At 75.0% G+C, this 17,457-nt stretch carries 17 protein-coding genes and 1 rRNA gene; 4 read left to right on the top strand and 14 right to left on the bottom strand.

The annotated features are described in order from the left end of the window. The 10 genes from NH342_RS16485 to argC form a co-directional block, all read right to left on the bottom strand. A 16S ribosomal RNA gene (locus NH342_RS16485) occupies positions 1–119 on the bottom strand; the annotation flags it as partial. Positions 120–503: 384 nt separating this feature from the next. Next, a complete protein-coding gene (gene tyrS, locus NH342_RS16480; RefSeq protein ID WP_253016290.1) occupies positions 504–1,808 on the bottom strand; it encodes a tyrosine--tRNA ligase in 1,305 nt (434 codons plus the stop codon). Continuing rightward, positions 1,805–2,443 (bottom strand): DNA-3-methyladenine glycosylase, encoded by a 639-nt coding sequence (locus NH342_RS16475; RefSeq protein WP_253016288.1) that lies wholly within the window; start codon positions 2,441–2,443, stop codon positions 1,805–1,807. The genes tyrS and NH342_RS16475 overlap by 4 nt, the downstream gene beginning before the upstream one ends. After that, complete coding sequence (argH, locus tag NH342_RS16470) at positions 2,444–3,886, bottom strand: argininosuccinate lyase (RefSeq protein WP_253016286.1); 1,443 nt, start codon at positions 3,884–3,886, stop codon at positions 2,444–2,446. Next, positions 3,883–4,392 carry an arginine repressor gene (locus tag NH342_RS16465; protein WP_253016284.1) on the bottom strand — a complete coding sequence of 170 codons (510 nt, stop codon included), beginning with the start codon at positions 4,390–4,392 and terminating at the stop codon, positions 3,883–3,885. The genes argH and NH342_RS16465 overlap by 4 nt, the downstream gene beginning before the upstream one ends. Next, positions 4,389–5,324, bottom strand: coding sequence for an ornithine carbamoyltransferase (gene argF, locus NH342_RS16460; protein ID WP_253016281.1), 936 nt, complete (start codon positions 5,322–5,324; stop codon positions 4,389–4,391). The genes NH342_RS16465 and argF overlap by 4 nt, the downstream gene beginning before the upstream one ends. Further along, positions 5,321–6,502 (bottom strand): acetylornithine transaminase, encoded by a 1,182-nt coding sequence (locus tag NH342_RS16455; protein WP_253016279.1) that lies wholly within the window; start codon positions 6,500–6,502, stop codon positions 5,321–5,323. Before NH342_RS16455 ends, argF begins: the two co-directional genes overlap by 4 nt. Next, positions 6,499–7,491 carry an acetylglutamate kinase gene (argB, locus tag NH342_RS16450; RefSeq protein WP_253016277.1) on the bottom strand — a complete coding sequence of 331 codons (993 nt, stop codon included), beginning with the start codon at positions 7,489–7,491 and terminating at the stop codon, positions 6,499–6,501. The genes NH342_RS16455 and argB overlap by 4 nt, the downstream gene beginning before the upstream one ends. After that, positions 7,488–8,639 carry a bifunctional glutamate N-acetyltransferase/amino-acid acetyltransferase ArgJ gene (argJ, locus tag NH342_RS16445; protein WP_253016275.1) on the bottom strand — a complete coding sequence of 384 codons (1,152 nt, stop codon included), beginning with the start codon at positions 8,637–8,639 and terminating at the stop codon, positions 7,488–7,490. The genes argB and argJ overlap by 4 nt, the downstream gene beginning before the upstream one ends. Continuing rightward, positions 8,636–9,676 carry an N-acetyl-gamma-glutamyl-phosphate reductase gene (gene argC, locus NH342_RS16440; protein ID WP_253016273.1) on the bottom strand — a complete coding sequence of 347 codons (1,041 nt, stop codon included), beginning with the start codon at positions 9,674–9,676 and terminating at the stop codon, positions 8,636–8,638. The genes argJ and argC overlap by 4 nt, the downstream gene beginning before the upstream one ends. Positions 9,677–9,817: 141 nt before the next feature. Between argC and NH342_RS16435 the strand changes: the two genes are divergently transcribed. Next, positions 9,818–10,714 (top strand): diacylglycerol kinase family protein, encoded by an 897-nt coding sequence (locus NH342_RS16435; protein ID WP_253016271.1) that lies wholly within the window; start codon positions 9,818–9,820, stop codon positions 10,712–10,714. A gap of 2 nt (positions 10,715–10,716) precedes the next feature. Here NH342_RS16435 and NH342_RS16430 read toward each other — a convergent pair whose 3' ends face one another. The 4 genes from NH342_RS16430 to NH342_RS24325 are packed head-to-tail and all read right to left on the bottom strand — an operon-like array spanning position 10,717 to position 15,698. Continuing rightward, positions 10,717–11,496 carry an SDR family NAD(P)-dependent oxidoreductase gene (locus NH342_RS16430; RefSeq protein WP_253016269.1) on the bottom strand — a complete coding sequence of 260 codons (780 nt, stop codon included), beginning with the start codon at positions 11,494–11,496 and terminating at the stop codon, positions 10,717–10,719. After that, positions 11,489–13,963 carry a phenylalanine--tRNA ligase subunit beta gene (gene pheT / locus NH342_RS16425; protein ID WP_253016267.1) on the bottom strand — a complete coding sequence of 825 codons (2,475 nt, stop codon included), beginning with the start codon at positions 13,961–13,963 and terminating at the stop codon, positions 11,489–11,491. Before pheT ends, NH342_RS16430 begins: the two co-directional genes overlap by 8 nt. After that, positions 13,963–15,030 carry a phenylalanine--tRNA ligase subunit alpha gene (gene pheS / locus NH342_RS16420; RefSeq protein WP_253016266.1) on the bottom strand — a complete coding sequence of 356 codons (1,068 nt, stop codon included), beginning with the start codon at positions 15,028–15,030 and terminating at the stop codon, positions 13,963–13,965. The genes pheT and pheS overlap by 1 nt, the downstream gene beginning before the upstream one ends. A gap of 29 nt (positions 15,031–15,059) precedes the next feature. Then, positions 15,060–15,698 carry a TetR family transcriptional regulator gene (locus NH342_RS24325; protein ID WP_253016264.1) on the bottom strand — a complete coding sequence of 213 codons (639 nt, stop codon included), beginning with the start codon at positions 15,696–15,698 and terminating at the stop codon, positions 15,060–15,062. A 74-nt stretch (positions 15,699–15,772) separates the two neighbouring features. Between NH342_RS24325 and NH342_RS16410 the strand changes: the two genes are divergently transcribed. The 3 genes from NH342_RS16410 to NH342_RS16400 all read left to right on the top strand — a co-directional run. Then, a complete protein-coding gene (locus NH342_RS16410; protein ID WP_253016262.1) occupies positions 15,773–16,342 on the top strand; it encodes a sugar O-acetyltransferase in 570 nt (189 codons plus the stop codon). Next, positions 16,339–16,890, top strand: a complete 552-nt coding sequence (locus NH342_RS24320; protein WP_253016260.1) for a TetR/AcrR family transcriptional regulator — start codon at positions 16,339–16,341, stop codon at positions 16,888–16,890. The genes NH342_RS16410 and NH342_RS24320 overlap by 4 nt, the downstream gene beginning before the upstream one ends. Continuing rightward, positions 16,887–17,457: MFS transporter (locus NH342_RS16400; RefSeq protein WP_253016258.1), on the top strand; the 571-nt coding region annotated here is incomplete at its 3' end. The genes NH342_RS24320 and NH342_RS16400, both read left to right, overlap by 4 nt.

Raw genomic sequence — 17,457 nt, 5'->3', positions numbered from 1 at the left:
CCACGTGTTACTCACCCGTTCGCCACTAATCCACCAGCAAGCTGGCTTCATCGTTCGACTTGCATGTGTTAAGCACGCCGCCAGCGTTCGTCCTGAGCCAGGATCAAACTCTCCGTAGATGAATTCAACCCAGACCAAGAACCAAGACCTGACAGATCTCGATCATCAATCCAGAAACCCCCGAACCCGAAGATCCGAGAGGTCAAACATATGGCACTGACTTTCGGCACGCTGTTGAGTTCTCAAAGAGCGGACGCACAAGAACCCCGGCCTCCCGGCCTTCGATGTCTCGGCTTGTTGTCCTGCTCGGCGCCTCGGACCCGACCTCGCGGTCGTCCCCGGCGCAGAGAGAAAGTTACGTGCCGGGCCCGCCCGTGTCAAACCGCCCTGCGGGTGACCCGCGCCACGCGGTCGACATCCGGCGGTCACGGGCCGTTCACACGGCACGGAGGCGCACAGGGCGAGGAGGCCCCACCGGACGGTGGGGATCCCCCCTGGGCAGCTCAGACGGGTAGTCGAACCCCGGCGACGGTGCGCTTCCCGCGGCGGAGGACCACCCAGCCGCCGGCCAGCGCAGCACCAGGGGGCACCGGCGTGTCGGCGTCGGCGACCCGCTCGTTGTTCAGGTACGCGCCGCCCTCCTTGACCGTGCGCCGCGCATCGGACAGCGACGAGCACAGGCCGGTGCGCTGCAGGAGCGCGCCGACCGTCGGCAACCGACCGTCCACGAGGTCGTCGGGCCCGAGCTCGACGGACCCGGCCTCCGACAGCGCGGCGGTCAGCGCTCCCTCCCCCAGCCCGGCCAGGTCGTCCCGGCCGAACAGGGCACGGCCGGCGGCCTCGGCCTGGGCGAGCTCGTCCTCGCCGTGCACCAGCCTCGTCAGCTCCTCGGCCAGGGCGCGCTGCAGCTCCCTCGCCTGCGGTCGCTCCTCCGACGACGCGATGAGCGCTGCGACCTCGTCCTCGGGGCGCTCGGAGAACAGCCGGGCCCACGACCGCGCGTCGACGTCGTCGATGCCGAGCCAGTACTGGAAGAACGCGTAGGGGCTCGTCAGCTCCGGGTCCAGCCACACCGTGGCACCCTCGGTCTTGCCGATCTTCTTGCCGTCGGACGTGGTCAGCAGCGGGGTGGCCAGCGCGTGGGTGCCGACACCGTCGGTACGCCGCACCAGGTCGACACCGGCGGTGATGTTCCCCCACTGGTCGGAGCCGCCGCTCTGCAGCGTGCAGCCGTACCGCAGGTACAGCTCCCGGAAGTCGTTGGCCTGCAGGATCTGGTAGCTGAACTCGGTGTAGCTGATGCCGACGTCCGAGCTCAACCGGACGGCGACCGCCTCCTTGGCCAGCATCCGGTTGACCCGGAAGTGCTTGCCGATGTCCCGGAGGAAGTCGATGGCGCTCAGCGGCGCCGTCCAGTCCAGGTTGTCCACGTAGATGGGCTCGCGCAGACCCAGCTCGGCAGCCGGCCGGTCGAGGAAGGGGGCGACCCGTCGCTGGATGCGGTCCACCCACCGGGCGACCTCGGCGGGGTCGTTGAGCTGCCGCTCGGACGTCGGCCGGGGGTCACCGATCAGCCCGGTGGCCCCGCCGACCAGCACGATCGGCTGGTGCCCGGCGCGGTGCAGCGCCCGCAGCACCATGAACTGCAGCAGGTGCCCGACGTGCAGGCTGGGCGCGGTGGGGTCGAACCCGCAGTAGTAGGTGACCGGCCCCGCCGCGAGCGCCTCGCGCAGCTCGGCCTCGTCGGTGCTCTGGGCGATCAGGCCCCGGCGGTGCAGTTCGTCGATCACATCGGTGCCACTGGTCACGGGGCACCATCCTGCCCGGCCCCGGGACGACGCCGGCGGACCCCTGCCCGGAAGGCGCTCACCGTGCGGTGCCCGGTCTCGGTGAACCGCCACGGCAGGTCGGCGGCGTGCGTGATGCCCACCCGCGGCCCGGCCGTGACCCCGTCAGGCGGCGTCCCGTGGTGCAGCCGCACCGGGGAGCCGGGGTCGAGCAGGTCGGCGTCCCGGTCGTCGGCCCCGATGCCCAGCGCGGCGGTGAGCCGGGCCGGCCCGCGGGCCAGGTCGCGCACCGAGGAGGACGGACGGCGGCCGAGGGCCAACTGCTCCCCCACCACCACCTCGCCGGCACGCAGCAGCACCGCGCTCCCGACGCCCGCCGGGCCGGTGACGACGTTCGCGCACCAGTGCATGCCGTAGCTGAAGTACACGTAGAGCCGACCCGGTGGGCCGAACATCACCGAAGACCGCGGGGTGGGTCCGCGATGGGAGTGCGCCGCGGGGTCGTCACCCGCCCCCGAGTACGCCTCGACCTCGGTCAGCCGCACCGCCGTGGTGCCCTCCGGCCGGTCGGTGACCAGCCAGCACCCCAGCAGCGCCGGCGCGACCACCTCGGGCCGGGCGAGCAGCTCGTCGGCGCTGACGAGCGGGCCCGGCATCTACAGCGCCGGCGCGACCGGGGAGTCGGCGGCCCAGCCGCGGTGCTCGGCCACCAGGGCACCGAGGGCGGTCAGCTGCTCGGCCACCCGCTCGGGCGCCGTCCCCCCGCGGGCCTTCCGAGCGGCCAGCGCGCCCGGCACGGTGAGCACGGTGCGCACCTCGGGGGTGAGGTGCGCGGAGACCTCGGCCAGCTGGGCGTCGGTGAGGTAGGGGAGGTCGACGCCGAGGGCTTCGCACCGGGCGACCATGGCGCCGCTGATCTCGTGCGCCGACCGGAACGGGACGCCGGCCGACACCAGCCACTCGGCGACGTCGGTGGCCAGCGCGAACCCCTGCGGTGCTGCGGCCTCCAGCACCTCCGGGCGCAGGGTGAGGGTGGCGACCATGCCGGTGACCGCGGGCAGCAGCAGGGCCAGCTGCTCGACGGAGTCGAAGACCGGCTCCTTGTCCTCCTGCAGGTCACGGTCGTAGGCCAGCGGCAGGCCCTTGAGCATGGTCAGCAGACCGGTCAGGTTGCCGACGAACCGGCCGGCCTTGCCACGGGCGAGCTCGGCGATGTCGGGGTTCTTCTTCTGCGGCATGATCGAGGACCCGGTGGCCCAGGCGTCGTCGAGGCGCGCCCAGCCGAACTCGGTCGACGTCCAGAGCACGACCTCCTCCCCCAGGCGGGACAGGTGGACGCCGAGCAGGGCCGCGGCGAAGCAGAACTCCGCTGCGAAGTCGCGGTCGCTGACCGCGTCGATCGAGTTGTCGCACGCCCGGTCGAAGCCGAGCTCGGCGGCGACGGCGTCGGGGTCCAGCCGCAGGGACGACCCGGCCAGGGCGCCGGCGCCCAGCGGGCTGACCGCGGTGCGGCGGTCCCAGTCGCGCAGCCGGTCGACGTCGCGGGCGAAGGAGTGCGCGTGCGCCAGCAGCTGGTGGGCGATGAGCACCGGCTGGGCGTGCTGCAGGTGCGTCATGCCGGGGGCGGCGACGTCGCGGTACCGCTCGGCCAGGCCGACCAGCGCCTCCTCCAGGTCGGCGACCGCACCGACCAGGGCGCGGACGTGGTGGCGCAGGTAGAGCCGCAGGTCGGTGGCGACCTGGTCGTTGCGGGAGCGGCCTGCGCGCAGCTTGCCGCCGAGGGTGCCGAGCTTGGCGGTGAGGCCGCGCTCGAGGGCCTCGTGCACGTCCTCGTCGGCCTCGATGGCGGTGAAGGTCCCGTCGGCGACCTCGGCCGACAGCTCGGTGAGCGCGCCGACCATCTGCCCGAGCTCGTCGGCGGTGAGCAGGCCGGCGCGGTGCAGCACCCGGGCGTGCGCGCGGGAGGAGGCCAGGTCGTAGGGCGCCAGCCGCCAGTCGACGTCGGTGGACTTCGACAGCGCCGCCATCGCCGCGGACGGACCGCCGCCGAAGCGGCCTCCCCAGAGTCGGGTGTCGGATCCGGCCGGTGCGCTGCTCACGGGTGTCCTTCTCGGTCGGCGCCGCCGGCGGCGAGGGCCAGCAGTCGTTCGGCCAGGGCGGGGCCGCCCTGGGGGTCGCGGGAGACGACCAGCAGAGTGTCGTCCCCCGCGATCGTGCCCAGGACGTCGGGCAGGCCGGTCTTGTCCATGGCGGAGGCGAGGAACTGCGCAGCACCCGGCGGGGTGCGCAGCACGGCGAGGTTGGCCGAGCCCTCGGCGCTGGTCAGCAGCTCGGACAACATCCGGGTGAGCCGGGCCGGCGCGGACTGGGCGGGGCGCAGCGGGGCGTTCTCCGGCGGCAGCACGTAGGAGGCGGGTGCGCCGTCCGAGCCGCGCAGCTTGACCGCACCGAGCTCCTCCAGGTCCCGCGACAGCGTGGCCTGGGTGACCTCGACGCCGGACTCGGCGAGCAGGCGGGCCAGCTGGCCCTGGGAGGTGACCGGCTGACCGGCGATCAGCTCGGCGATCCGGGCGTGCCGGGCCGACCGGGTCAGCGCGCCGGTCACCGCCGGCCCAGCAGCCAGGTGAGCAGGGCCTTCTGCGCGTGCAGCCGGTTCTCCGCCTCGTCCCACACCGCGCTCTGCGGGCCGTCGATCACCGACGCGGCGATCTCCTTGCCGCGGTAGGCGGGCAGGCAGTGCAGCACGACGGCGTCGGCGGCCGCCCGGGCCAGCGCCGTGTCGTCCAGGGCGTACGGCAGGAACGGGGCGATCCGGGTGTCGTACTCGTCCTCCTGGCCCATCGAGACCCAGGTGTCGGTGGCCAGGACGTCGGCGCCGTCGGCCGCGGCGGCGGGGTCGGCGGTCCAGGTCACCGATCCGCCGGTCTCCGCGGCCACCTGCGCGGCCCGGGCCATGATGGCCGGGTCCGGCGCGAAGGCCTCCGGCGAGCCGATCCGCACGTGCATGCCGGCGGTGGCGCCGCCCAGGGCGTAGGAGTGCGCCATGTTGTTGGCGCCGTCGCCGAGGTAGGTCAGCGTCAGCCCGGCCAGCGTCGTCCGCCGCTCGGCGACGGTCTGCAGGTCGGCCAGGATCTGGCAGGGGTGGTAGTCGTCGGTGAGGGCGTTGACCACCGGCACCCGGCTGACCGCGGCCATGGCCTCGAGCCGGTCCTGGCCGAAGGTGCGCCAGACGATGGCCTCGACCTGGCGGTCCAGCACCCGGGTGGTGTCCTCGACCGGCTCGCCGCGGCCCAGCTGGGAGGAGCCGGCGTCGATGACCAGCGGGTAGCCGCCGAGCTCGGCGATGCCGACGGAGAAGGAGACCCGGGTGCGGGTGGAGGGCTTGTCGAAGATGACCGCCACCGACTTCGGCCCGGCCAGCGGCTGGGGGGCGTCGGGGGTGTGCCGGGTCTTCTTCAGATCGGCGGCCAGCGCGAGGACCTCGGCCTGCTCGGCCGGGGTGAGGTCGTCGTCCTTGGTGAAGTGCCGGGGGCTCACGGTGCGGTCTCCAGGGCGGTGTCGAGCACGGGCGGGAGCGCGGCGACGAACCGGTCGACCTGCTCGTCGGTGACGACGAGCGAGGGCGCCAGCCGCAGGACGCCGGGCGCCACCGCGTTGGTCAGGTAGCCGGCGTCGCGCAGACCGGTCTCCACGGCACCGGCGACGTCGGCGGTGAGGACGACGCCGAGCAGCGCGCCCCGGCCCCGGACGCCGGACACGCCCGGGTGGCCCAGGCCCTCGATGCCGGTGGTGAACCGGTGCTCGAGGTCCTTGGCCCGCTCCAGCAGGCCTTCGTCGCGGATGGTGTCCAGCACCGCCAGGGCGGCCGCGGCGGCGATCGGGTTGCCGCCGAAGGTGGAGCCGTGCGAGCCGGCGCCGAACAGGTCGGCGGCGTCGCCGAAGGCCAGGGTGGCGCCCAGCGGGAGGCCACCGCCGAGGGACTTGGCCAGGGTGATGACGTCGGGGGCCACGCCGTCGGCGGCGTGCGCGAACCAGGAGCCGGTGCGGCCGATGCCGGTCTGCACCTCGTCGACGGCGAACACCGCCCCCACCTCGGCGGCCTGGGACGCCGCGGCCGCGAGGTAGCCGGCGGGTGCGGGCAGCACGCCGCCCTCGCCCAGCATCGGCTCCAGCAGGACCATCGCGGTGGCGTCGGTGAGCTGCAGGGCGCCGGGGTCGCCGTACTCGACGTGCCGGACGCCGCCGGGCAGCGGTGCGAAGGCCTGCGCCTTCGCCGGCTGGCCGGTGAGCGCCAGCGAGCCCATGGTGCGGCCGTGGAAGGAGCCCAGCGCGGTGACCACCTCGGGCCGGCCGGTCAGCCGGCTGATCTTGAAGGCGGCCTCGTTGGCCTCGGCACCGGAGTTGCAGAAGAACACCCGCCCGGGGCGGCCGGCCAGCTCCAGCAGCCGCTCGGCGAGCAGGACACCGGGCTCGTGCATGGCCAGGTTGGACACGTGGCCCAGCCGGGCGGCCTGGTTGGTGATCGCGGCGACCACGGCGGGGTGGGCGTGGCCGAGGATGGTGGTGGCGATGCCGCCGAGCAGGTCGACGTACTCGCGGCCGTCGACGTCCCACACCGAGGCGCCGCGGCCGAACTCCAGGGCCACCGGCGGGGTGCGGTAGTTGCCCATCATCACCGTCGACCAGCGGCGGGTCAGCTCCTCCGTGGTGGTCATGCCGGCCCCTCCTTCTCGGTCGTCGAGGTGGGGACGACCATCGTCCCGGTGCCCTCGGTGGTGAACATCTCCAGCAGCAGGGCGTGCGGCAGCCGGCCGTCGACGACGGTCGCGCGCTGCACCCCGCCCTGCACCGCCCGCAGGCAGGCGGCCATCTTGGGGATCATCCCGGCGTCCAGCGTCGGGAGGATCGTCTCCAGCTCGGCCGCGTCGATCTGCTCGACCAGCGAGGACTTGTCCGGCCAGTCGGAGTAGAGGCCCTCGACGTCGGTGAGCACGACGAGCTTGACCGCACCCAGCGCCACGGCCAACGCGGCGGCGGCGGTGTCGGCGTTGACGTTGTGCAGCTGGCCGTCCCTGTCCGGCGCCACGGTCGCGACCACGGGGATGTTGCCGTTGGCCAGCAGCGCGGTGACCGGCGTGGGGTCGACCTCGACGACGTCGCCGACCAGGCCGACGTCGACCGGCTGCCCGTCCACGACCGCGGTGGTGCGCTCGGCGGTGAACAGCCGGCCGTCCTCCCCCGACAGCCCGACGGCGAGCGGGCCGTGGGTGTTGATCAGCCCGACCACCTCGGGGCCGACCTGGCCGACCAGCACCATCCGGACCACGTTGATCGTCTCCGGGGTGGTGACCCGCAGGCCGCCGCGGAACTCGCTCTGCACGCCCAGGCGGGACAGCATCGCGCTGACCTGGGGGCCGCCGCCGTGCACGACGACCGGCAGGATCCCGCAGGTCCGCAGGAAGACCATGTCCTCGGCGAAGGCCGCCCGGCACTCCTCGTCGACCATCGCGTGGCCGCCGTACTTCACGACCACGACGTTGCCGTGGAACTCCTTGAGCCAGGGCAGCGCCCCGGTGAGGACGGCGACCTTGCGGGCGTCGCCCTCGGGGTCGGGGGTGCGCATGACCCGGCTGGTGCCGTAGCGCCGCTTGGGGGGCGCCTCGTCGGGCCGGACGTCGGGGGGTGTGGGGTCCTGCGCGGTCATGTCGAGTAGGCCGAGTTCTCGTGGACGTAGGCGATGGACAGGTCGTTGGTCCAGATGGTGGCCTGCTCGGAGCCGGCAGCCAGGTCGACGTCGATGGTGATGGCCCGGCCGGTGAGGTCGACGCCGCCGCGGTCGTCGCCGATGGCGCCGCCGCGGCAGACGGTGACCCCGTTGATGGTCACGTCGACCCGGTCGGCCTCGAAGGCGGCGTCGGTCGTGCCGATGGCGGCCAGCACCCGGCCCCAGTTGGGGTCGTTCCCGAACAGCGCGGTCTTGAGCAGGTTGTTGCGGGCGCACGCCCGGCCCGCCTCGAGGGCGTCCTGCACCGAGGCGGCGTTGCGCACCGTGATGGCGATGTCCTTGGTGGAGCCCTCGGCGTCGGCCAGCAGCTGCATGGCCAGGTCCAGGCAGGCCGCGTCGAGGGCCGCGCCGAACTCCTCGGCGGTGGGGGTGGTCCCCGAGGCGCCGTTGGCCAGCACCAGCACCGTGTCGTTGGTGGACAGGCACCCGTCGGAGTCCACGCGCTCGAAGGAGTGCGCGGTGGCGTGCCGGAGCGCGGGCTCGAGCAGCTCGGCCGGGACGACCGCGTCGGTGGTGAGGACGACGAGCATGGTGGCCAGGCTGGGCGCGAGCATGCCGGCGCCCTTGGCCATGCCGCCGACGGTCCACCCCGACCCGGTCTGCACCGTGGTCTTGGGCACCGAGTCGGTGGTCATGATCCCGCGGGCCGCGGCCGGGCCGCCGTGGGTGGACAGCTGCCCCGCGGCGTCGGTGATGCCGGCGGTGAGCTTGTCCATGGGCAGCCGGACGCCGATCAGCCCGGTGGAGGCCACCGCGACGTCGATCGCGCCCAGGCCCAGAGCGGCCGCGGTGTGCTCGGCGGTGGCGTGGGTGTCGCCGAAGCCCTCGGGCCCGGTGCAGGCGTTGGCGCCACCGGAGTTGAGCACCACGGCCCGCACCCGGCCGTCCGCCAGCACCTGCCGGGACCACAGCACGGGCGCGGCCGGGAAGCGGTTGGTGGTGAAGACGGCGGCCGCGGCGTCGTCCGGGCCGTCGTTGACGACGAGGGCCACGTCGGGGTCGCCGGAGGCCTTGAGCCCGGCGGCGACGCCGGCGGCCCGGAAGCCGGCGGGGGCGGTGACGCTCACGGCGCGACCCCCACGACCGGCAGGCCCAGGGTCTCGGGCAGGCCGAGGGCGATGTTCGCGCACTGCAGCGCGCCGCCCGCCGTCCCCTTGGTCAGGTTGTCCACGGCCGCGACCGCGACCAGCCGGCCGGCGTCGGGGTCGACGGTGACCTGCAGGGCGACGGTGTTGGCGCCGAGGACGGCGGCGGTGGTGGGCCACTGGCCCTCGGGCAGCAGGTGCACGAAGGGCTCGTCGGCGTAGGCCTCGGCGTAGGCGGCCCGGACGGACTCCGCGGTCGTGCCGGGGGTGACCTTGGCCGAGCAGGTGGCGAGGATGCCGCGGGCCATGGGCACCAGCGTCGGGGTGAAGCTCACGCCGACGGTCCTACCGGCGACCTCCGACAGGTTCTGCACCATCTCCGGGGTGTGCCGGTGGACACCGCCCACGCCGTAGGCGCTGACCGCACCCATGACCTCGGACCCGATCAGGTTCGGTTTGGCCGCCCGGCCGGCACCCGAGGTTCCCGAGGCGGCGACCACGACGACCTCGGGCTCGACCAGCCCGGCGGCCAGCGCGGGAGCCATGGCCAGGGTGACGCTGGTCGGGTAGCAGCCCGGGACGGCGATCCGCCGCGCCCCGGCGAGCTTGCCCCGCTGGCCCGGCAGCTCCGGCAGGCCGTAGGGCCAGGTGCCGGCGTGCTCGCTGCCGTACCACCGCGCCCAGGCGGCCGGGTCGGCGAGCCGGTGGTCGGCGCCGCAGTCCAGCACCAGCACGTCGTCCGGCAGCCCGGCGGCGATCGCGCCGGAGGCGCCGTGCGGCAGGGCCAGGACGACGACGTCGTAGCCGGCGAGGTCCGCGGGCTCCGAGGGCTGCACGACCATGTCGGCGTAGGGCAGCAGGTGCGGCTGGGACTCACCCAGGCGTCGGCCGGCGCTCGATGCCGCGTGCACCCCGGCCAGCTGCAGCTGCGGGTGCCCGGCCAGCAGCCGGCACACCTCACCGCCCGCGTACCCGGTGGCGCCGGTGACCCCGACCGTCCACGTCCGCTCTGCGCTCACGATGCATGAGTATGCACTACTCCGGATGAATGTGCGGACGCGGGGTGGTCCCCGGGCGCGGCCGCCCCGCGACCGGGATGATCACGGGTGCGGGGCCGATCGCCGTCCCGCGCCCGTGCTCGCTGCAGGAGAGGCTTCCCCGTGGCCGCGTTCGACCGCGTCGTCATCGTGTTCAACCCGCACAGCACCGGCGACGCCCCGACGCTGGCGCGGGAGCTGCGCGACGACCTCGCCGAGCGGCACCCCGACCTGCCGCTGGAGCTGGCGCCCACGCAGCGCGCCGGGCACGGCCGGGAACTGGCCGCCGCGGCCGCGCGGCAGGGTCGCCCGCTGGTGGTCTCGGTCAGCGGCGACGGGGGCTACAACGACGTCGTCAACGGCCTCATGGACGCCGGCAACCCCGCCGCGGTCGCCGCCGTCCGGGGCGCAGGCAACGCCAACGACCACCGCCGGGCCACCAAGCGCCGTCCGCTGGACGCGGCGGTGTCCCACGCGCTGCTGACCGGTAGGACGGAGCGTTTCGACCTGCTGCGGTTGACCGTCACCCCCGCCGGTGGCGAGCCGGTGGTGCGGTACGCGCACTCCTACATCGGGCTGGGCATCACGCCGGTGGTCGCGGTGGACCTGGAGCAGGGCGGCAAGGGCTCGTGGCGGGAGATCCTGGCCGTGGTCCGGGGCTTCCGGCGGTTCCGGCCGTTCCCGGTCGAGTTCGCCGACGGCCGGCGGGTCGAGGTCGACAGCCTGCTCTACGCCAACATCGACAGGATGGCGAAGGTGGCCACCCTCTCGCAGGACGGGCGGCCCGACGACGGCGAGTTCGAGCTGGTGCTGCTCCCCCACCACAGCAAGCTGCGGGTGCTGCTCACGGCGGTCCGCTCGGCCACCATCGGGCTGGGCCCGCAGCCGCACGCCACGCACCACGAGCTGACGATCCGGGCGCCGATGCCGCTGCAGCTGGACGGCGAGCTGGTGGAGCTCGACGCCGACACCCACGTCGCCGTCGACGTCGTCCCGGGCGCCCTGCGCACGGTGGGCTGACCTCAGGCGACCGGGTCGGTGTCCCCGTAGGGCAGCAGCCGGACCTGCCGTTGGGTGCCCTCGGGCACCGTGGCGGCCAGGGTGTCCACGGCGTCCTTGCCGGCCCGCACGAACCGGCCCGACCAGTGGTCGAGGCGGCCCTCGGCGACCGCGGCCACCAGCTCGACCACGGCCGAGGCCGGCGTCCAGTCGGTGAAGCCGTCCCACATCGCCATCGACCGCGTCATCGGGGTGTCCACCACGCCCGGCGCGACGTCGAAGGCCAGCACGCCCGAGGCGGCGAGGGACTCGGTGATACGCAGGGCGCCCGCCTTGCCGACCGAGTAGGCGCTGTAGTCCGGGTTGGCCCAGGTGGACATGCCGCTGGCCAGCCCGACCACCCGGCCGCTGCCCCGCTGCACCATGGCCGGGACGACGGCCTGGACCAGGTGGAAGGGCCCGCGCAGCTGGCTCTCCACCACCGACCACCACTGGTCGGGGTCGGCCTCCCACACCGGCACCTCGGCGGTGTCGATGAGCCCCGCGTTGTTGACCAGCAGGTCCACCGGGCCCAGCTCCGCGGTCACCCGGTCCACCGCCGCGTGCACGGCGGCCAGGTCGGTGACGTCGGCCGGCACGGCCAGCCCGACGCCGTCCAGGGCTGCGGCGAGCCGGTCCGCGCCGCGGGCCAGGCCGGCCACCCGGGCCCCGCGGGCGGCCAGCCCGCGGGCCAGCTCCAGGCCGATCCCGGTGGAGGCGCCGGTGACGAGCGCGACCTGCCCGGCCAGCGACCGGTCAGGCACGCAGCACGGCCCCGTGGTCGGCGGCCGCGGCGGCCACCGCGGCGTCGAAGGCCTCCCGGGCCTGCTCGCCGGTCAGCGTGCGGTCCGGCGCGCGGAAGGTGAAGGCGTAGGCCAGCGACTTCCGGCCCTCCCCGACCGAGGGTCCCTCGTACACGTCGAAGAGCTGGAGGTCCTCCAACAGGTCTCCCGCTGCCCGGCGAAGGGTCTCGCGCACGGCCGCCTCGGGCTTCGCGGACTCGACGACGAGCGCGGCGTCCATCCGCACCGGCGGGAACGAGGAGATCTCCGGCGCCTGCGCGACCGACTTCTCCGGCAGCGCGTCCAGGTCCAGCTCCATCCCGCAGGTGCGGGCGGGCAGCTCCAGGTCGGCGCACACCCGGGGGTGCAGCTCACCGGCCCAGCCGACGACGACCCCGTCGACGACCAGCTCGGCGCAGCGGCCGGGGTGCCACGGCAGCCGGTCCCCGGCCCGCACGACCAGCTCCACGCCGGCGGCACCGGCGACGGTGCGGGCGGCCTCGACGGCGTCGGCCCAGTCCGCGGCCCGGCCCGGGCCCCAGTGCCCGCGCGGCTCCCGCAGCCCGCTCAGCGCCACGCCCACGTGCCAGGGCTGGGCCGGCACCGCACCGAGCAGCGCAGCGAGGACGTCGTCGTCGGGCCGGCGGTCGACCGGGGGCAGCGGCGCGGCCGACACCTCGCCCGGGGTGAACACCACGCCCAGCTCGAAGACCGCGAGGTCGCGTTGGCCGCGGCCGATGTTGCGGGCCAGGGTGGCCAGCAGGCCCGGCAGCAGGGACGGCCGCATGGCCGGCTCCTGCTCCGACAGCGGGTTGCGGAGCGTCAGCAGGCCCTCGGTGGGCAGGCCGAGCGCGGTGAGCGCGGTCGGCCCGACGAACGGGTAGGCCGGGGCCTCGGTGTACCCCGCGTCGGCCAGCGCCCGCCCCACGGAGCGGCGGCGGCGCTGCGCGGGGGTGAGCCCGCGGCCGGGCGGCGCGGTGGGCAGCGCGCCCGGGATCTCGTCGTAGCCCACCGCGCGCACGACCTCCTCGACCAGGTCGGCGGGGTCGGTGAGGTCCGGGCGCCAGGACGGCGGCGTGACGGCCAGCAGCGCGCCGTCGGCGTCGACCGCGCAGCCGACGGTGCGCAGGGCGTCCACGACGGTGTCGGGCGCGATCGGGATGCCGGCGACCGCCTGCGGCCGGTCCGCGGCGAGGGTGATCGCCGGCCGGGGCACGCGGGTGTCGACGTCGACCACGCCGCCGGCGACCCGGGCACCGCCGAACTCGGAGAGCAGCTCCGCGGCCCGGGCGAGGGCGACGACGGTGACGTCGGGGTCGGTGCCGCGCTCGAACCGCTTGGCCGCCTCGCTGGGCAGCTTGTGCCGGCGCACGCCGCGGCCGATCCCGGTGGGTTCCCAGTGCGCGGCCTCCAGCAGCAGCGCGGTGGTCGAGCCGGAGACCTCGGTGGTGGACCCGCCCATGACGCCGGCCAGCCCGATCGGCCCGCTGTCGTCGGTGATGAGCAGGTCGTCGGCGTCCAGCGCGCGGTCGGCGCCGTCGAGGGTGGTCAGCCGTTCCCCGGGCCGGGCGGTGCGCACGACGACCGGACCGCGGACGGCGTCCCGGTCGAAGGCGTGCATCGGCTGGCCGAGCTCGAGCATCACGTAGTTGGTGACGTCGACCGCCAGCGAGATGGACCGGACGCCGCAGCGGGTGAGCCGTCGCCGCATCCACCAGGGGGTGGGCGCAGCCGGGTCCAGGCCCTCCATCGCGATCATCGAGAAGCGGTCGCAGCGGGCGGGGTCGGCGACCTCGACGGCCCAGGCCGGTTCGCCGGACCAGGCCGGCGGGGTGGCCGCAGCGGGGTCCTGCCAGGGCGCGCCGAGCGCGGCGGCGACCTCCCGGGCCACGCCCCGGATGGCCATGCAGTAGCCGCGGTCGGTGGTGACCTCGAGGTCGAGCACGACGTCGTCCAGCCCCAGCACCCCGGCTGCCGGCGTCCCCGGCTCGATGCCGTCGGTGCCCAGCACCAGGATGCCCTCGTGGTCCTCGCCGATGCCCAGCTCTCGGACGCTGCAGATCATGCCGTCCGACACCCGGCCGTAGGTCTCGCGCGCGGCGATCGCGAACTCCCCGGGCAGCACCACGCCGGGCAGCGCGACGACGACGAGGTCGCCGACGGCGAAGTTCCGGGCGCCGCAGACGATGCCGCGGCCTTCCCGCCCACCACCCCCTGCGTCCCCGGGGTTGCCCACGTCCACCCGGCAGTACCGGATCGGCTTCTTGAAACCGGTGAGCTCCTCGATCTCCAGCACCTTCCCCACCACCAGCGGTCCGGTGGTCTCGGGGGTGCGCAGGACGGCGTCGACCTCCAGGCCCTGCCGGACGAACGCCGCGTCGAGCTCCTCGACACCGGTGCCCGCGGGCAGGTCGACGTGCTGGGACAGCCAGCTGATCGGGACCCTCACTACTGCTCCACTCCGAACGCGCTGGTGAACCGGACGTCGCCCTCGACGATGTCGTGCATGTCCGACACCCCATGGCGGAACTGCAGGGCCCGCTCGATGCCCATGCCGAAGGCGAACCCGCCGTAGACCTCGGGGTCGAGGCCGCAGGCGGTGAGCACCCGCGGGTTGACCATGCCGCAGCCGCCCCACTCGACCCACTGCGGGCCGTCGCGGTGCTCGGGGAACCAGACGTCGAACTCCGCCGACGGCTCGGTGAACGGGAAGAAGTGCGGCCGCCAGCGGATCTCGGAGTCCGGGCCGAACAGCGCCCGGGCCAGGGCCTCCAGCGTGCCGCGCAGGTGCGCCATGGTCAGCCCGCGGTCGATCGCCAGGCCCTCGACCTGGTGGAACACGGGGGTGTGCGTGGCGTCGAGCTCGTCGGTGCGGAACACCCGGCCCGGCGCCACGACGTAGATCGGTGGCGTGCGCTCGAGCATGGAGCGGGCCTGCACCGGCGAGGTGTGCGTGCGCAGCACCAGCCCGGAGTCCTCGGGCGCGACGAAGAAGGTGTCGGCCAGCGACCGGGACGGGTGGTCGGGGCCGGTGTTGAGGGCGTCGAAGTTCAGCCACTCGCTCTCCAGCTCCGGGCCCTCGGCCACCTCGTACCCCATGCCGACGAAGACGTCGGCGATCCGGTCCTGGATGGTGGTCAGCGGGTGCCGGGCGCCGCGGCGGGTGCGGCCGGTGGGCAGCGTGACGTCGACCCGCTCCTCGGCCAGCACCCGCTCGTCCCGCTCGGCGGCGAGCACGGCCAGCCGGGCGTCGTAGGCCTCGGTCAGCGCGACCCGGGCGGCGTTGACCCGCTGCCCGGCGTCCTTGCGGGCGGCCGGGGGCAGCGCCCCGAGCTCGCGGCGGGCCAGCAGCACCGGGCCGCGGTCGCCCAGGTGCGCGGGCCGGACGGCGGCCAGGGCGTCGAGGTCGGCCGCGGCGGCGAAGGCGGCCAGGCCCTCGGCGACGGCGGCGTCGAGGGCCTCGGGCGAGAGGGCCGCGACCTGCTTGGGGTCGAATGGGTCGTTGGCGCCGGACACGGGAGGCCATTCTGCCTGCCCGGTCGAGGTCATCCCCCGGGTGCGGGGGGCAGCAGGCCCGAGAGCCCGCCCCAGGCGAGCAGGGTGAGCTGCTCGACCAGCTCGGCGGCGGTCACGCTGCGCTCGGTGGACCACCAGTGCGCGGCCAGCTGCACCATGCCGACGATGCCGTAGGCCCAGGTCTTCGTGGCCTGGGGGCTGCGGCCCAGCGAGACCAGCCGCTCCCCCATCACCCAGGCCAGCGCCTCGGCGACCTCGCGCTCGGTCTGGGCGACCAGGTCGGCCCGCCCGGCGCGGCCGGCCTGGGCGTAGGCGAACCGGTACAGCGCCGGCTCCTCCTCGATGATGGCGACGAAGGCGGCGACGACGGCGCGCAGCCGGTCGCGGTCGGTCGCCCGGTCCATGGCCAGCTCGCCGAGCAGGCGGGGCAGCAGGATCTCGGTGCTGATCTGCTCCAGGACGGCGTCGACCAGCTCGTCCTTGTCGGTGAAGTACCGGTAGAGCACGGTCTTGCTGACCCCGGCGGTGCGGGCGACGTCGTCGACGGCGAGCTCGGGGCCGGTGCGCCGGACGGAGTCGACGGCGGCGGTGACGAACTGGACGCGGCGGGCGCGCCGGTGCTCGGTCCAGCGGGAGGATCGCCCGTCGGCGCGGCCGGTGGTCGTCACGGTCGGTCATCCTCCCATCCCGTCACCCGCCGGTATGTGTACGGACGTACGCATCGTCCCGTACGGTGGTCGGCGTGACCGACGAGCGGACCATGCGGGACCGGATGCTGGCCGGCGAGGAGTACGTCGCCGACGACCCCGACCTGGCCCGGGAGAACGCCCGCGCCCAGGCGCTGACCCACGCCTACAACACCACCGACCCCACCGACCGGGACCGGCTGCGCGCCCTGATGACCGAGCTGCTGGGGTCCTTCGGCGAGGGCAGCACCATCCTCCCGCCCTTCCGGTGCGACTACGGCTACCGGACGACGGTCGGTGCGCGGGTGTTCGCCAACTTCGGCCTGGTCTGCCTGGACGTCGGGCCGGTCACCATCGGCGACGACGTCCAGATCGGGCCCGGAGTCCAGCTGCTCACCCCCACCCACCCGATCGACCCCGTGCGGCGCCGGGAGCGGTGGGAGGGCTCGGCGCCCATCACCATCGGGGACGGCGTCTGGCTGGGCGGCGGTGTCGTCGTCCTGCCCGGGGTCACCATCGGCCGCGACACCGTGGTGGGCGCCGGGTCGGTCGTCACGAGGGACCTCCCACCCCGGGTCGTGGCGGTGGGCAACCCGGCACGGGTGGTCCGCGAGCTCGACGCGTGAGCGGCGGCCGGCGGTTCGACCCCGAGCGCCGCGACCGGCTCGTCGACGTCACGATCGACGTCATCGCCGAGCACGGCCTGGCCGGGCTCACCGCCCGCCGGATCGCCACGGCCGCCGACGTCCCGCTGGGCTCGGTGACCTACCACTTCGCGGGCCTGGACGACCTGGTCCGCGCGGCGTTCACCCGGCACGCGCAGCGGATGGCCGAGCTCTTCCGTGACCACTTCGCCCCGGCCACCGACCGGGCCTCCGTGCTGGAGGCGGCCACCGACTTCGTGCTCCGCGGCCACCTGGCCACCCAGCGGCAGTGGGCGATCGCCTACGAGCTGTACCTGGCCGCGCTGCGCGACCCGGCCCTGCGCGAGGTCACCGAGGCCTGGATGCGCAGCAGCCGGGACACCCTGCAGCGGGTGCTGGAGCCCGAGCTCGCCCGGGCGCTGGACGGCGTCATGGAGGGCCTGACCATGCACGCGATCCTCACCACCGCCCCGCCCACCCGCGCGGAGACCCGCACCGTGCTCGCCCGGGTCCTGCAGGTGGCCCCGTGACCGCCCCCACGCGCGACCTGCGCCGCGCCCGGGTCGCCGTGGCGACCTGCTTCGCGCTCAACGCGGTCTTCTACGCCAACCTGGTGCCGCGGCTGCCCGAGCTGCGCGACGACCTCGGCCTGTCCAACGCGGCCCTCGGCACGGCGCTGGCCGCGGCCCCCCTCGGCGCCCTGCTGATGGGCCCGGCCGCCGCCGTCCTCATCGGCCGGTGGGGCTCGGGGCCGGTGGCCTCGCTGGGTCTGCTCGGCCTCGGGGTCGGGGTGGCGGGCGCGGCCGCGGCGCCGTCCTGGTGGGTGCTGGCGGTCGCGCTGTTCGCGGTCGGCGTGCTGGACACCGTCGTGGACGTCGCGCAGAACGCGCACGGCCTGCGCGTCCAGCGGGGCTACGGCCGGTCGATCCTCAACGGCCTGCACGGGCTGTGGAGCCTGGGGGCGATGGCCGGGGGTCTGCTCGGCGCGCTGGTGGCCGGCCTCGGGGTGCCGCTGCAGGTGCACCTCGTGGTCTCGGCGGTCGTGTTCGGGGCCGTGGCCGTCGCGGTCCGGGCCTGGATGCTGCCCGGGCCCGACG

Source organism: Klenkia sp. PcliD-1-E (assembly GCF_024124375.1).
In the GTDB taxonomy this organism is placed as follows: Bacteria; Actinomycetota; Actinomycetes; order Mycobacteriales; family Geodermatophilaceae; genus Klenkia.
The sequence above is the reverse complement of the archived record's forward strand: the minus strand, read 5'-3'. Positions and strand labels throughout refer to the sequence as shown.

What these genes read in the sequence shown, in the direction of transcription:
- argB (WP_253016277.1), bottom strand. Translation starts at nt 7,491, where the DNA reads ATGACCGCGCAGGACCCCACACCCCCCGACGTCCGGCCCGACGAGGCG.
- NH342_RS16475 (WP_253016288.1), bottom strand. Translation starts at nt 2,443, where the DNA reads ATGCCGGGCCCGCTCGTCAGCGCCGACGAGCTGCTCGCCCGGCCCGAG.
- NH342_RS16455 (WP_253016279.1), bottom strand. Translation starts at nt 6,502, where the DNA reads ATGACCACCACGGAGGAGCTGACCCGCCGCTGGTCGACGGTGATGATG.